General features: G+C 50.0%; 17 protein-coding genes and 2 pseudogenes. 8 read left to right on the plus strand and 11 right to left on the minus strand.

Going from position 1 to position 13899, the window contains the following annotated elements; genetic code table 11:
- Positions 1-4: 4 nt before the first annotated feature.
- Genes M6D81_RS21000 through M6D81_RS21015 form a run of 4 tightly spaced genes read right to left on the minus strand, consistent with a single transcriptional unit; the run spans position 5 to position 2998 of the window.
- The gene (locus M6D81_RS21000) at positions 5-1126 is read right to left on the minus strand and encodes a mandelate racemase/muconate lactonizing enzyme family protein (RefSeq protein WP_262678986.1); all 1122 of its coding nucleotides are present in this window, start codon (positions 1124-1126) and stop codon (positions 5-7) included.
- Positions 1123-1473, minus strand: coding sequence for a cupin domain-containing protein (locus M6D81_RS21005; protein ID WP_262678987.1), 351 nt, complete (start codon positions 1471-1473; stop codon positions 1123-1125). Before M6D81_RS21005 ends, M6D81_RS21000 begins: the two co-directional genes overlap by 4 nt.
- Before the next feature lie 13 nt (positions 1474-1486).
- Positions 1487-2263: an SDR family NAD(P)-dependent oxidoreductase gene (locus M6D81_RS21010; RefSeq protein ID WP_262678988.1), complete on the minus strand. Its 777-nt coding sequence runs from the start codon at positions 2261-2263 to the stop codon at positions 1487-1489.
- 27 nt (positions 2264-2290) lie between these two features.
- Positions 2291-2998 carry a PIG-L deacetylase family protein gene (locus M6D81_RS21015; RefSeq protein WP_262678989.1) on the minus strand — a complete coding sequence of 236 codons (708 nt, stop codon included), beginning with the start codon at positions 2996-2998 and terminating at the stop codon, positions 2291-2293.
- A 175-nt stretch (positions 2999-3173) separates the two neighbouring features.
- Here M6D81_RS21015 and M6D81_RS21020 point away from each other — a divergent pair, with 175 nt between their 5' ends.
- A complete protein-coding gene (locus M6D81_RS21020; protein WP_262678990.1) occupies positions 3174-3860 on the plus strand; it encodes a GntR family transcriptional regulator in 687 nt (228 codons plus the stop codon).
- The gene (locus tag M6D81_RS21025; protein WP_262678991.1) at positions 3860-4900 is read left to right on the plus strand and encodes a DUF6786 family protein; all 1041 of its coding nucleotides are present in this window, start codon (positions 3860-3862) and stop codon (positions 4898-4900) included. Before M6D81_RS21020 ends, M6D81_RS21025 begins: the two co-directional genes overlap by 1 nt.
- Positions 4901-5052: 152 nt before the next feature.
- Here M6D81_RS21025 and M6D81_RS21030 read toward each other — a convergent pair whose 3' ends face one another.
- The 5 genes from M6D81_RS21030 to M6D81_RS21050 form a co-directional block, all read right to left on the minus strand.
- On the minus strand, positions 5053-5547 hold the full coding sequence (locus M6D81_RS21030) for a hypothetical protein (protein ID WP_262678992.1): 495 nt from the start codon (positions 5545-5547) through the stop codon (positions 5053-5055).
- Positions 5548-5650: 103 nt separating this feature from the next.
- Entirely contained in the window at positions 5651-7270 is a 1620-nt protein-coding gene (locus tag M6D81_RS21035; RefSeq protein WP_262678993.1) for a recombinase family protein, read from the minus strand.
- Between the two features lie 116 nt (positions 7271-7386).
- A complete protein-coding gene (locus M6D81_RS21040) occupies positions 7387-7605 on the minus strand; it encodes a hypothetical protein (protein ID WP_262678994.1) in 219 nt (72 codons plus the stop codon).
- Between the two features lie 7 nt (positions 7606-7612).
- A complete protein-coding gene (locus tag M6D81_RS21045) occupies positions 7613-8020 on the minus strand; it encodes a DUF6075 family protein (RefSeq protein ID WP_262678995.1) in 408 nt (135 codons plus the stop codon).
- A 132-nt stretch (positions 8021-8152) separates the two neighbouring features.
- Positions 8153-8332, minus strand: a complete 180-nt coding sequence (locus tag M6D81_RS21050) for an aspartyl-phosphate phosphatase Spo0E family protein (RefSeq protein ID WP_262678996.1) — start codon at positions 8330-8332, stop codon at positions 8153-8155.
- Between the two features lie 164 nt (positions 8333-8496).
- Here M6D81_RS21050 and M6D81_RS21055 point away from each other — a divergent pair, with 164 nt between their 5' ends.
- The 5 genes and pseudogenes from M6D81_RS21055 to M6D81_RS21075 all read left to right on the plus strand — a co-directional run.
- Positions 8497-8709, plus strand: a complete 213-nt coding sequence (locus M6D81_RS21055; protein WP_127588942.1) for a helix-turn-helix domain-containing protein — start codon at positions 8497-8499, stop codon at positions 8707-8709.
- Positions 8710-8879: 170 nt separating this feature from the next.
- Positions 8880-9074, plus strand: coding sequence for a hypothetical protein (locus M6D81_RS21060; protein ID WP_262678997.1), 195 nt, complete (start codon positions 8880-8882; stop codon positions 9072-9074).
- A 536-nt stretch (positions 9075-9610) separates the two neighbouring features.
- Entirely contained in the window at positions 9611-10723 is a 1113-nt protein-coding gene (locus M6D81_RS21065) for a C39 family peptidase (protein ID WP_262678998.1), read from the plus strand.
- A gap of 105 nt (positions 10724-10828) precedes the next feature.
- Positions 10829-11257 (plus strand): hypothetical protein, encoded by a 429-nt coding sequence (locus M6D81_RS21070; RefSeq protein WP_262679000.1) that lies wholly within the window; start codon positions 10829-10831, stop codon positions 11255-11257.
- A 156-nt stretch (positions 11258-11413) separates the two neighbouring features.
- Positions 11414-11710 (plus strand): annotated as a pseudogene (locus tag M6D81_RS21075) (transposase); the annotation flags it as partial.
- A 176-nt stretch (positions 11711-11886) separates the two neighbouring features.
- Here the strand turns inward: M6D81_RS21075 and M6D81_RS21080 are convergent.
- Positions 11887-12420 (minus strand): ExeA family protein, encoded by a 534-nt coding sequence (locus M6D81_RS21080; RefSeq protein ID WP_262679002.1) that lies wholly within the window; start codon positions 12418-12420, stop codon positions 11887-11889.
- A gap of 35 nt (positions 12421-12455) precedes the next feature.
- Here M6D81_RS21080 and M6D81_RS21085 point away from each other — a divergent pair.
- Positions 12456-13067, plus strand: a pseudogene (locus M6D81_RS21085) (IS30 family transposase); the annotation flags it as partial.
- 311 nt (positions 13068-13378) lie between these two features.
- Here M6D81_RS21085 and M6D81_RS21090 read toward each other — a convergent pair.
- Positions 13379-13867 carry an SMI1/KNR4 family protein gene (locus M6D81_RS21090; protein ID WP_262679003.1) on the minus strand — a complete coding sequence of 163 codons (489 nt, stop codon included), beginning with the start codon at positions 13865-13867 and terminating at the stop codon, positions 13379-13381.
- Positions 13868-13899: the final 32 nt, after the last annotated feature.

Raw genomic sequence — 13899 nt, forward strand, 5'->3', positions numbered from 1 at the left:
CTCCTCACTCGACCCGGTAGCGGTTCAATACGGCTTCGTCGATCTCCACGCCCAATCCCGGACGCTCGACGGGAACGGTTACGTAGCCGTCCTTGAACTCCACCTCGCGGCTGACCAAGTCCCGCGCCAGCGGGGAACTCGATACGGTATATTCGATCATAAAGCCGTTCGGAATCGCTGCCGCGAAATGCGTGCTGGCCGCAACCAAAATGCCGGTTTTGAAGGCGTGCGGGACGACCTTCTTGTGGCGATCGTAAGCCAAATAAGCAATTCTCTTGCCCTCGGTCAATCCGCCAACGCGCGCCAGATCAGGCTGAATGATGTCCAGATGCCCTTCGTCGAGCAGCCGTTGGAACGCCATTCGGCCGCTCTCCTGCTCGCCGCCGGCGATCGAAATTCTCGTCCTGTCCGCCAATTCGCGGTATCCGGCAATATTATTGGAATGCACCGGCTCCTCCAGCCAATAAACGCCGTATTTCTCGTAGACTTCGGCCATTCGCAGCGCGCCCTTCAAGTCCCATGCGAGTCCCGCATCAATCATGATGTCGATGTCGTCGCCAATCGCTTCCCGGATTGCCTTGACCTGCGCCTCGTCGAACTTCGGATCGCGTCCGATCGGTCCCCAGCCGAACTTCATCGCCCTATAGCCCTGCTTAGCGTACTGCTCCGCCATGCGAGCCGCTTCCTCAATCGTCTCCGGCATGAGTGCGCTTGCATAGGCTTTCAGCTTGCGGTGGAAAATGCCGCCCATCATCTCGCACACAGGACGGTTCATCACCTTGCCGAATATATCCCACAGCGCGATGTCCACGCCGCTGATCGCGTGCAAAGCAGGGCCGGTGCGGCCGAAATAAAGCGTTCCCCGATACATTTTGTCCCACAGCCGTTCGATCTCGATCGGATTTTCCCCGATCAGCAAGCTCCTAAGGCCGGTCGCGATCGAGTGGGAAGCGCGCGCGTCCACGACCGCTTTGGCAACAAGCGGAGAAGAGTCGACCTCGCCCACGCCTACGATCCCTTCATCGGTATTGATGCGGATAATTAACGTATCCTGCGTGCCGTCGCATTGCTCCGCATCCAGATCGGGCAAGCGTAAATGTATCGCTTCGACTTCGGTAATTTTCATAAATTCATCTCCGTTTCGGTTGATACTTGCCAAGTAGCGAGCAAGTCGACGCGCAGAGGTGTAAACGTCTCCAGAACAAGAGAGTCCTCAAGCGCCAATACGGAATGGGAAACGTTGCTCGGAACTCGGACCTGCTCGCCCTCCTCCACCTCGACTTCCACGCCGTCGATGTACATGCGAATTTTGCCTTTCACGACAAAGCCCAACTGCTCATGGGGATGAGCGTGCTCTGGACCGAAGCCGCCTTGCTTAAATTCGATCAGCATGCTCATCATCGATTGGCCCGGGGGCAGTATTTTGCGACGGATTTCCCGGGAAATCTGCTGCCATTCTCCTTGATTCGACACCGCTTTCTCCCCCTTAAAAAGTGACCGACAGTCCGCCGTCGACAGGAATCGTCGCACCTTGGACATAAGAGGCCGCCTCGGAAGCCAGGAAGGCGATTACGCTCGCCACCTCGTCGACCTCTCCGGCTCTGGCCTGCGGAATTTTCCTCATTCCTACGTAATAACCCTTGAACCAGTCCGTCTCCAACTCGTTCACGCCGCCGACGACCGACAGCCCCGTATCGATAAACCCCGGCGCAACCCCGTTCACGCGAATGCCATGCGGAGCCAGTTCCAGCGCAGTACCGCGAGTTAATTGATCGAGCGCCCCTTTGGCCGCGTTGTAATGACTGGATTGATTCAAGGCGCGATAGCCGTTAATCGACGATACGTTCACAATCGCTCCGTGGATGCCCGCTTCGATCATCGCCTTCGCAGCGTACTTGGTTCCCCAATAAGCGCCGTTGACGATCGTGTCGAACACCGCTCGCCACCGTTCCGTCGTTTCCTCCAGGAAATCGCTCTCGTAGAACATTGCCGCATTGTTGATCAGAACATCTATCCGGCCGGTATGTTCGATGGCCGCCTCGATCATACGCTTAACGTCCTCTTCGTCGGAAACGTCGGTCTTCGCATATAAGGGCCGCCCACCGATTGTCTTCAATTGCTCGACAGCCTGATATCCGTTGGACTCGCTGCGCCCAGCGATCAGAACGTTCGCCCCCTCGGTCGCGAACAGCTTGGCGGTCGCAAGGCCGATTCCCGTTGCTCCTCCCGTGACAATAACCGTCCGGTCTTCGAATCTCCTCATGTTCCGTCCCCCCCTATTCGTATTGGCTCAGGGAAGCAAGCTTCCGGTAATGTTGCGCGGGTACGCTTTCGCCCGAATGAAGCCCTCTGCATAGCGGACTCCGCTTTGAATGCCACGGAAACGGGAGGTCACCTCGATCATCTCCATCGCATTGGAGCCGTATTGATCCTGCAGCCAATCCCCAACTTGGCTGACATGCTCGGCCAGCATTCGCCTCTTCGTCTCGAACGTCTCCGTAATATCCACATACTCCTCCGGCTGGAAGCCTAATCCCGCCACACTGTCCATGAAGTAGACAATCGGAATCTTATCCAGCTTTGGACTGGCCGTGACGATATTGGGAACGGTCGTCATGATCGCTACATCGTTGGCGATCCGTCCGGTAATTGTATGGTCGGGATTATAGAGATCGTCCGGCCAATGCGTCAGGACGACTTCCGCATCGCTGCAGCGCATCGCTTCAATGAATGCCAGTCTCGTCCCTTCCGTATCGAACAGAAACTCGTCCGGATAGCCCATCCAGATCAGCTCCGCTCCGATATGCTTGGCTGCTGCGATCGCTTCTTGGCGACGGATTTCCGCGATCTCCTCCTTCGGAAGCGTCGGCGAGCCCACCTCCCCGTTGGTTACGACCGCGATCGTGACCCGGTCGCCGCGTGCGGCATATTTCGCCAACGTACCGCCTGCCCAGATCTCAGCGTCGTCCGGGTGGGCGCATATAGCTAGAACATTCATATTGGCTCTTCCTCCTTTTTCGCTTGAACCCATCATAAATCCGCATTAGTCGATTGTCAACAATCAATCTTCAGCAATTGTCTGTTGAAGATCGACTCACATTCCACTATAATAGCGGTAATAGACGGCTTATATGGATGAAGAAGCCAATATTCGTTAAGGAGTTTAATTAACCATGGATACATTTCAATTTAAGAGCCAAGAAAACCTCTCCTTGCGCCAACGGGTTCTGAACGATATTCGGAACGCGATTATCGGCGGGCATTTGAAGCCGGGGGAAAAGCTGAAGGAGCTGGACATTTCCAAGCAAATGTCGATCAGCCGCGGGCCTATACGCGAAGCGTTGCGAGATTTGGAAGCGCTCGGTCTCGTCGTCAGTTCCCCCTATCGGGAAACGACGGTAGCCGACGTTCGGAAGGAAGAAGTCACGGAATTGCTGATTCCGATCCGCCTGAAGCTGGAGCTGTTCGCCTTGAAGTACAGTCACGCCAAACGAGACGAGGCGTTCTACGGCAAGCTTGAGCAGATCGTCGAGCGGATGAAGAAATATGCGGCTGACGGAGACTTGCCCGCACTGGTCGAAGAGGACATTCAATTTCACGAGCAACTCCTCTCTCTCGACGATTCGTCTTATACGCTGCAAATCTGGTCGGGGATCGTCAACCGGCTGCGCCTGCATTTTATCAAGAACACGAGTCGTTTCGACGATATGCGGAGGGTCGTCGACGATCATGCCGCTTTGCTATCCACGCTTCGCAGCGGCTCCGAGGAGGAGATCGAGGCGCTCTGGACGCAGCATATCCAGGATGAGGATTGCTTGCTTTGCTTTACTGACGAATCTGAGAACGGGGATATATCATAATGAAGAAATACGAGCCGCAAAGGAACAATCCGCCCGTCTCGCTCTCCGACGGGCAAGGCGGTCGACTGCTGGTTCGGGAGCAAGGCGCTCGGGCGCTGGCGTTATGGGCTAACGAACAGGAGGACTCCGCCTTCTGGCACGCCGACGGCGCCGCCCATCCGGATCTCCCTTGGAATGTAGGCGGGGACCGTACTTGGATCAGTCCGGAACTGGATTACTACACGGACGCTTCCGGACAATATGACGTTCCTGCGCAGCTCGATCCGGGTAACTGGAAGCTCGATCTGTCCTCCAACTCCCTCGTCGCCGCCAGCATGGACTGCGAGCTGCTTCATCGGACTTCCGGTCGAAATGTCCTCCTGCAACTGACGAAGCAGTTCACTTTAACGCCTAATCCTTATGCCATGAACTCGGGTTCGGCGGCTGGGATGAGCGAATCCGTCTCCTATATCGGATACGAAGTTCATACTCGCATGCATTTATCCCCCGGCGATTCGCGGCCTGCTGCGGAATGCGAATCCGCTCCCGGCTTCTGCAACCTGTGGAGCATTATGCAGGTTCCTCCCAGAGGCCGTATCCTGGTCCCGAGCTACGGACCTGTTCGCCCTCGGACGATGTTTTCCCAGACGGATACGGTAAATGTGGAGCTTGCGCCCCATGGCTTCCGCATTCCGTGCGAAGGCGTTCACAGTTTTAAGCTGTCGGTCGATGCGTTGTCTTCAACGGGGAGATTCGGTTATTTGCGCCGATTGGACGACAACAGGAGCAGTCTCGTCGTTCGCCAATTTACCGTTCATCCTTCCGGCATCTACCCGGACTATCCTCCCGATGATTCCCACTACAAGGGATCGTGCATGCAATTTTATTACGACGGCGGCCAGTTGGGACATTTTGCCGAGCTTGAATATCACTCTCCTGCGTTAAGCATCGACGTTCCCGGAGCATCATCGGACGTGTCGAAGGTTTACTATTTTGTCGGCCCTCATGATAACATCGAGCAAATCTCGCAGGATTTGCTGGGCATGCGTTCCGTCCTGTAGGGCAAGCCATCTTCCGGATGTTGCGACCGGTCATCGCACGGTATTGCGTCGGCGACATAGGCCTTACGCAGCCCATAGGAGCAAAAAAACAAGGTGCAGGAAGCCATGCGGCTTTTGCGCCTTGTTTCACTTTGTTATTTCAAAAACGATAGTTACTCTTGAGATTTATATCTGGATGGCAAGTATTGCGGGAGCATGCTACTAGTAATCAAACTAACCAACTCTTCTTGCATCCATCCCAATTCTTCTTTTGTGCAGTCACTGATTTTCTCTATTTTTTCTGAATCAAGATGCTCGAATACAAAACGAACACATGCCTCAAAAGCCATTAGTTCACTTTCTGACAACTGCAAGTCAAATAATATTACACTCGATATTTCTTCCTTCTTTAGAAGTTCCATTACTACCACCCTACATGATTTTTTTAATGTATCTGCAAACTCTGCAGGTTCCTTTTCTGATGGTTGCCTCCATCTGCCATCATATTGTTGTAATATATCTTTTTGTCCAGCCTTTTGCAGATCATTAATTACATTCCCAACAGGTCTACCTTGAACACTAAAATGATAGTTTTTCTGTACTGTCCCCAAATCACTTCTTGCGTCACAGTATATCTTCATCTTGCCGCCCATTGCTTTATCACGCATAAATAAAACTTCTTAGCCAATGTTGTACTCAACCCTGTGCCTCGAGGGATCGGTATATAACAATGGAGTAATCTATTTTTAACGAGGTAATAACCTCTGTTGTTTACGAAATTAGACCGACGAATCGGTAATAAATATCAATGCGCTGCACGCGCTTGCCGTTTATCTTTTCGGCATCATACACAACAACCTTGTCAATCAGTTCATTCAATACCGCTTTTGTTAATTCCTTCATATCCGTATACTCGCGTACCCGTTCCAAAAATCGAGTCGTGTTTTCCTGCTTGTTCTCTGCCTGGTGAAGCTGTTCCTCCAACAGCTTGAGCCGCTTCTTCAGTTGAGCTTGCTCTGCTGTAAAATCTCGTGACAACGTCACATACTGTTCATCCGTGATTTTTCCTAAAGCATTGTCTTCATAAAGCTTCCGCTGAATGGTCTGCAACTCGCTTTTCCGGCTGTTTAACCTGATGCGTTCTTTCACAGCGGCGCTCCATTGCTTTTTCTGCTGTTTCTGACTCACCGCGGCAAGCTTCTCCGCAAAGGCGCTTTCCCTCTCCTTGGCGGTCTGCGCATGTCGTCGGATGTCCGCCAACATAATCTCGTAGATGTCCACATAGCTGATGTAATGGAAGCTGCAATACGCTTTGCCGCGCGTCCGCGACTGGTTGCAGGCGAAGCTACCGCGACCGCCTTTACCGCCGCTGGTCTTGCTGCTGCCTCCGCGAGCAAAGGACAGGCTTTGACCGCAGGTCGAGCATTTCAGCAAACCCGCGAAGATTTGATGCTCTCCCTCTTTGGTCGGGCGATTCCTCACCCGAATGACCTTTTGTGCTAATGCAAAGGTTTCCTCGTCAATCAGCGGCTCATGCGTATTCCGAACCACAATCCATTCGTCCTCGGGTACGGCGACGACCCGCTTTTTCTTGAAGGAGGGCTTGGTTGCCTTATGGCTCACCATATGCCCCAGATGCGCCTTGTTCTGGATAATAGCCTTGACGGTCGTTGCGCCCCAATCGTACGGATGCCGGGTATTGGCTACTTTCAGGTAACGCTGATGCTGCTCCGCCAAGTAAGCGCGAGGAGTGAGAACACGATCTGCCCGCAGCAGTCTACCGATTTTAAAGGGACTGTGACCTTCCACCGCTAATCGGAAAATACGTCGCACAATCGCGGCGGTCTTTTCATCTGGAATCAGCTTATGCTTGTTCTGCTCGTCCTTGCAGTAGCCGTAGGGGGCAAAGGCTCCCGTGTAATCGCCATTTAACGCCCGCTGGCGATAGCCGCTCTTGACCTTCCGGCTTGTGTCGCGGACGAACCATTCATTGAACAGATTCCGCAGCTCCATGAAATCGTCCTCGCCCTTGGCGGTGTCAATGTTCTCGCTGACGGCAATAAAGCGTACCTGATGCTCCGGGAAAAACACCTGAATGCACAGGCTCGTTTCGATCTGGTTGCAGCCCAAGCGGCTCAAATCCTTCACCAGCACAATATCAATGCCGCCGTTTTCAATTTCCCGCTTCATTCGCTGGAAGTCGGGGCGATCAAAATTGGTGCCGCTCCAGCCATCGTCCGTGTACACCTCAACTACTTCAAAGCCCTGCTCCTTCGCGTAACGCCGGAGCAGAATCCGTTGATTTTCGATACTCATGCTTTCGCCACTCTGTTCATCGTCCCGGCTCAAACGGCAGTAAATTGCGGTTCGGGTTTGCTGTTGTTTCTTCATTCTCCGTCCTTTCCCAGCAACAAATCGGCTGATTTCAGTATACCGAATTTTGGAAGGTTGAGGTAGGGTGTCCCGCGTCTATGAGAAAAGGGAATCGCGAGGATTCCCTTCCGGCTTCATCGGCTTCTGAACGCTTCTTCCTCCCACGTTCTCAAAACAAGCCGTTCGATTTTATCACCGAGCGTTTCATTACCGATAATGTGACATTTCACGATATACAAGTTTTTCCCCAACTGCATCTCGTGCATCGGATCGCGGTCGCGGTCTGCCGGAGTCGATGACAAAGGAAGCTTCTCTTCGTTCATCCGCATCTCTTCCTTCCGTAAATCTCCCAAACGCGGCTCACCGCGTGCGTTCGGCATGAGGCTTGATGGCGGGTGTCAGTTGGCGAGCATATTCCGGATAGCGCAGCCGTATTGCTTCAAAAAAGTAGGGAGCAGCTTCGCAATCAAACAGCTCATACAGAGTTGAATACCGTTCCTCGCCCGTCTGGCTCCAGCCGTTCCAGAGATTAAACGCCAAACGACAGATACGTAGAGAACCTCCGGTTTGCCAGGAAGCAGACAGGCCTTCCGGTTTGATGCCGCCATCGGAAAAGTCGAACAATTCCTGAATATGGGCGCGTGTATCCTTCGACAGTCCCAGCGTGTAAAACAAGGCGCGATGGTAGCTGTCCGTACAACGACTTTCGGCTAACATTCGGTCGTAAAAAGCTTCATGCCGGTCGTCACGAAAGATGGGGGACTTCATGTTCTCGCTCTCCTCTCCAAAATAAAACGGTTAGCGGAGGGCTTCTTCAAATACAGCCCTCTACTAACCGTTTCATTTTCGCGCCTAAATCGGACACCTCTGTGCCGATTATCATAAAAAAAAGCAGGGATCTCAGCCTTGCGTGATCTGCGCTCCCGTTTTGACGGCTTGATACACATTCAACAGACGATCGAGTTCCCTGGATTTTTCAAGCATCGTCGGGCTTGGAAGACTGTCATACAAAGCTTGCTCATTCAGGTCCCGGCGAACGCTTTCGATACGCGCCAGCAGTTCTTCGACTCCTTTCGCCATGATGCCCCCCTTCGCGGACCACATCGTTCTGGCTCGCCCCGGCATGAGTAAAGGCGTGTATAGAAAATTCCAGTGTATAACACACTGAAAGTAAATAGCGGATTATCCACTGAACTATACTCATCCTGAGGTGAGTGCTTGTGGTCTACGAACGAATACGAAACATGCGTGAAGATAAGGATTTATCACAGGAGCAGCTATGCGCGCATCTGAATTGCAAACAGCGGACGTACAGCGATTACGAACGAGGGAAGCTGGATATTCCGACAGCGCTCTTAATCGCATTAGCCGACTTCCATCAAACCAGTGTCGATTATTTGCTTGGCCGCACCGATCAAAAAACGCCTTACCCGCCCCGCGCGAAGAAACGCTCTTGACTCCGGCAGCCCTTCCTATTGTTCCCGGAAGGTGCTTTATGGCGCCGTGTAACGGCGCAGCAAGCACTGAATTTGGTCTCCCAAATTCGCTTGTTGAGGGCTGCGCCCCCAAGCCCTGGCGATGTACGATGTGACGTTATTGGAACTTCACTGTATTGGAGAGAGTGTGAATGAATGATTTCGAACCGATTCAAAAGCGACGGGGAATGAATGAATTTCTGCTCTCGAGAGGGGTATTAAGGGCTTCGCCCCTAACAAGCGAATTTGGTGGCCATCCAAATTCAGTGCTTGCTGCAACTTTTCACGTTGTCCTGAATGCATCTGCCGGGAAAAAGAGGGTGCAGCCCCTGACCTTACCGGAGTAATGCAAAAACGGGGACACACAAAAATGCATCTTGATTTCGATTATGAGAAAACGGAAGGCCGCAGCTTCCCGTTTCACATCCATATTTTTTTAAAAAAATATTATATTTTCATAATAGTAAGTTATTGACTTAAAATGAAATGGTTGATATCCTTTATGTGACTGGATAACCGTTTGGCTGCCCATCGTCCATTCAAGTAGAGAATGTGCTAGAACCAACTCATTTGTCTATTAGGATTAATGGAGACACAACTTAAACTACATTCATATTCACTCCGATACTAATAGAATCAATGAGAATCTATTCAGTAAAGGAGAGGATAATTTCCTAAAGAAGTGAATTAACACACACTTATTGTGGTCGCTATTGGAAATCAAAAATTTGCACTCAGCGTCAGATGTGTGTGTGGTTTCTGTCGTTAAATATAGTAGACAATATGACCACCACTTGGTTTTATGCATCTACAATGAGCTGGGAAAAATTAAAGAAGGATCACAAAAGTAGATACAGAAACTAAAAATGGAGGGTGTAAGTCAATGAAAAAAATAACGAAGACAGTTGCTACTTGCGTGTTGGCGTTTTCAATGCTTTTCCCTGCGGGCGCTTTTGCTGATGATTCGAAAAATAACCAGTCCAATATGGTATCCATTGCAAATAAAAAAATCGAAGAACGTATTCAACTTGGGTTCAAAGAGTTTGAAGACGTTGCACCTGGAAAAATTATTGATTTGAAGGATGAAAACGACCAAGTTACGAAATCTCTCATCGTTCTCAATCGTTCTGATCGAGTTGCCGGTTACTTTGTTATTGATCATGCAACAGGGCTGATTGTTGAGTTTGCAACCGGCGATACTTACCCTGGCCAAGGGCAAGACACAGCAAATCTTTATTATTTGGGAGCTCTCTTTTATGTAAATAAAATTGACGATAACAAATATCTCGACGTGAAAACGAATCTTACATTTGACAATCAAACATTTAAAAGCCTGATTGACGAGCGACAAAAAATTGTGCAGCAAGATGAATTGATCGTCAGACCAATCCCCTCAGAACAAAGTATTGACGTAGGTACTTTCACAATTATTAACTATGAATATGATCTTATTTCTGGAGTTCCTGATTATCAGCAAAACGATAATTCAAGCATGGATAACGATTGCGTGCCAACTACTGGAGCTGCAATTGCTATGTATTGGGATTCTAACGGCTATCCGAACATGTCTTCGTCAAATAATTGGTTGAATGTAGCTGACCGCCTGGGTGAACTCATGGATCACGATGATTCCTATGGCGTGTATAGCAGCGACGTTAAATCTGGTTTTGACAGCTACATCAGTGAAAAAGGCTACAGCAGCAATTTCTCTGTTACCCGAGATACAAGTGTAAGTTTCAGCGATATTAAGTCTGAAGTGGGGGCTGATAGCCCTGCATTTCTCCGTTTAATCGGATATAGTTATAATGATCCTACTGGTGCAGATGGTGGACATATGGTTACTTTAGTTGGATATGAAAGTTATACCGATACAAGTGACTGGTCGAACCCCAAATATGCCCTTGTACAAGATAATTGGGAATCGACCGGGAAAACAGTCTATCTTCTCATGGGATCGTTCGGCACCATGACTGATCTTTGGAAAGTGCGTGACTAGAATAATTAAAAGGCGTCGGGTCTATTCGACGTCTTTTTAAGTTGCATTTCTACTGCAACCAAGAGCACCTGGGTTTCGTCTGAAAATAAAAAAAGGGGGGATTGCATGAAATGTCGATGGATAATGTTTATGGTGGTGATGATTCTATCTGTAATTACATTAATGGGTTGTAAGCCGGATCATCAAGATAGCAACACAGTGCCCACTGTACCTACCGTAAAAAAGATCAAATCCTTTTATCCGGAGAATAAAGGTACTATTGAGCGTATGGAGATACTTAAGGCGGGGGGAACCAGAAAAAGTATAACGGATAAAGAAATCATCAGCAAATGGCTCGACAAAATTGGAGAAATAGATGTGACGCTTGATCCTAGTCCTGAGGATCGAAGTGGCGTGTTATACATCATAACCTTGTTTGATAAAGATAAGGAAGTGTTTCGCATTACTCCACACTCAATCAATCACACAGTTATTGTCTCGAACCGTGACGTGACAGACCGTATGACTGAATTGTGGGAAGAACAAAGTGAGTGAAAGAATACCGGTTCACTTTTACGGCAGCCTTGTATGGCTGCTTTTTTGTTTGACGGATTGTAATATGAAGTGCGACAGCTAAAAACAAAGCAGCCCATGAATGGATTCGTGTAAAATGGAAGTCACCACAACACCATTTATACAGGAGAACCCAACATGAGCTACTCCCATCTTAGCATAATCGAACGCGGACAACTAGAGACGTTGCATGGGCTTGGCTGGACAGCTAGAGAAATTGGCCAGAAGCTTGGTCGTCATCATTCCACCATTGCCCGTGAACTCAAGAGAGGACAGAGGGCAGAACGGTACGAAGCCGGAGCCGCGCATGACGCCTATCAAGGACGGAGATCCTCAAGTGCCCCATTAGGCAAGTTCTCTGCAGGGCTCGCCACAGAACTGCAGGAAAAGCTTGAGCAGACCTGGTCACCTGAACAGATTGCAGAGAAACGACGAAACGTGTTACCGCTCACGTAAAATGACGGTGTAGAAAATAGCGACAAAGACGGTAGAAATGTAGCGCCAATCCGCCAGAACCCCGAGAACGTGCCGCCGATCAAAAGAAGAGGCGTATGCTCTCCGAGGATCGGAAGCACACGCCAATCATTGGGGATGATGGGGATCGTTCGCATTCAGGTCGTGACGCCGCGCTGCCGGTCCATGTCGGCCAACATGCGGACGACATCCGTCTCTTCAATGACTTCGAGATGTCGAGTTTCGGCATCCAGCAGAATCTGTGTACAGATCTGGTTCACAACGCGCGGGAGGCCTTGACTGGCAGCAAAAATACGGCTGAGCGCACTTTCGGCGAAGACCGGTTTTTCGGTCCGGCTTACGGTCAAGTGGTGGCGGATGTAGGCGCTCGTTTCCTCCTTGCTCATGCCGCTCAGGTGGTACTGCAACCCGATGCGCTGGAATGTGGCTTCATACTTTCGCAGCCGCAGCAGCTTGCGAAGCTCCGGCTGCCCGACGAGAATCAAGGGAAACAATGCGGCGGAATCAATGTTGTAATTCAGGGCGAATCGCAGCTCCAGCAGCATGGCCTCGCTCATCTCGTGCGCCTCGTCGATGTCCACGACCATGGTGCGCTCCCCGGGAGCGGAGCGGCTTTTGACGATGTCCTGCCAGAGCTTGCGCGCCCGGGAGCCCGTGTACACGGGCTCCATGCCGACTGCTTCCAGCAGGCCGCCGTAAAACTCGCTATGATGGCAAGCTATCCGTATCAGAGACACAGGTGCTGCGCCACAAAGGGAAGCGACGTAAACCCATGGAGGCACGTGAACGCTTTCTCGTCGGCACGCCGATCCGTCAGCGCCCTAAAGAAGTGCGTAAGCGCAAGACTTTTGGTCATTGTGAACTGGATACGGTCGTGTCCAGCAGAGGGAAAAGCAAAGCCTGTGCAGCCACCTTTATCGAGCGTAAGACCAGGCTGTACTTCGCTGTTAAGATGCCTGACCGCACTGCACGCTCGATGGAAATCGCCTTTGATGTAGCCGCAAGTCAGTACCCGCAAGGTGCCTTCAAAACCGCTACGACAGATCGCGGCAAAGAGTTTGCCTGCTATACCGAACTAGAGCAGTTTCACAACGTGAACGTCTTCTTTGCTGATCCCTACTCTTCTTGGCAACGTGGTTCCAATGAGAATGCAAATGGGCTCTTGCGGGAGTTCTTCCCTAAAGGACACGATTTTGCTAGGGTCACTGATGAGGAACTGGATGAGGCTGTTCGTCTCATCAACCACCGCCCCCGTAAATGCCTGGACTGGAAATCAGCTTACGAAGCCTTCATGGAGGAACTGTCGCACTTGGCTTGACAATCCGTCGTTTGAAAAATCATCCTTTTTGAGGCGTTATGCAACCATTCAGAAAACAAATAAACTGTCACATCCCGGTAACAAGGATGTTGACAGTTTATGCCGATTTATTGTTGATTCCCATGGTTTTAAATTTACCTCGTAAAAAACAGAATACCGGATTATTATGCACATACGAATATGACTCAGCGGATTCGCAATATCCCCTTCATACGTATCCTCGTACATTCTTCGATAAATGAGCGGTGACTGATTTTGTTCAATCACCGCCCGATAAGTGAATTTTTACAGACCTCACTTTTGCATTAATTTCACTTACTACCATACGCATCGCCCAGTGAAACAAAGTCATCCTCTAGCCAATACCAATATTGTCCTCTGTTGTCCATTAATCTTATAAGCAGGTCACTAAACGATTTAGCAATGATCGGATTATCCCCAACAACTCCATGCCTATCAACAAAGCTATCGTAGCACCTTCCGTTCTTATCACTAGATAAATCAATCGTAATAAACTCTGAGCTTCCCCCAGTGCCAACAATATACCAATTCGAAGAAATATCTGTTTCACAGAGGTCGCCGACAATTACTGGATTAGCTAAAGCGAAATCATTAGGAGGAACGATTGTAATGGTGTAGTCTGATTTAGTGTATAATGTCAATCCTCCACACAACTTGTAGAACCTTTCAAGGTCCGGTGGAAGCTTATGATATTTATTCAACAGGTTTGGAAATTTTTCAGGAGGAAGCACAATACAATCCTTTGTATTCTTCACCTTTGTAACTAACGCGTCAATCAAACTGGACCTCTGTCAAGATAGTAGACACAAAT

The organism is Paenibacillus sp. J5C2022, from assembly GCF_025567625.1.
In the GTDB taxonomy this organism is placed as follows: domain Bacteria; phylum Bacillota; class Bacilli; order Paenibacillales; family Paenibacillaceae; genus Pristimantibacillus.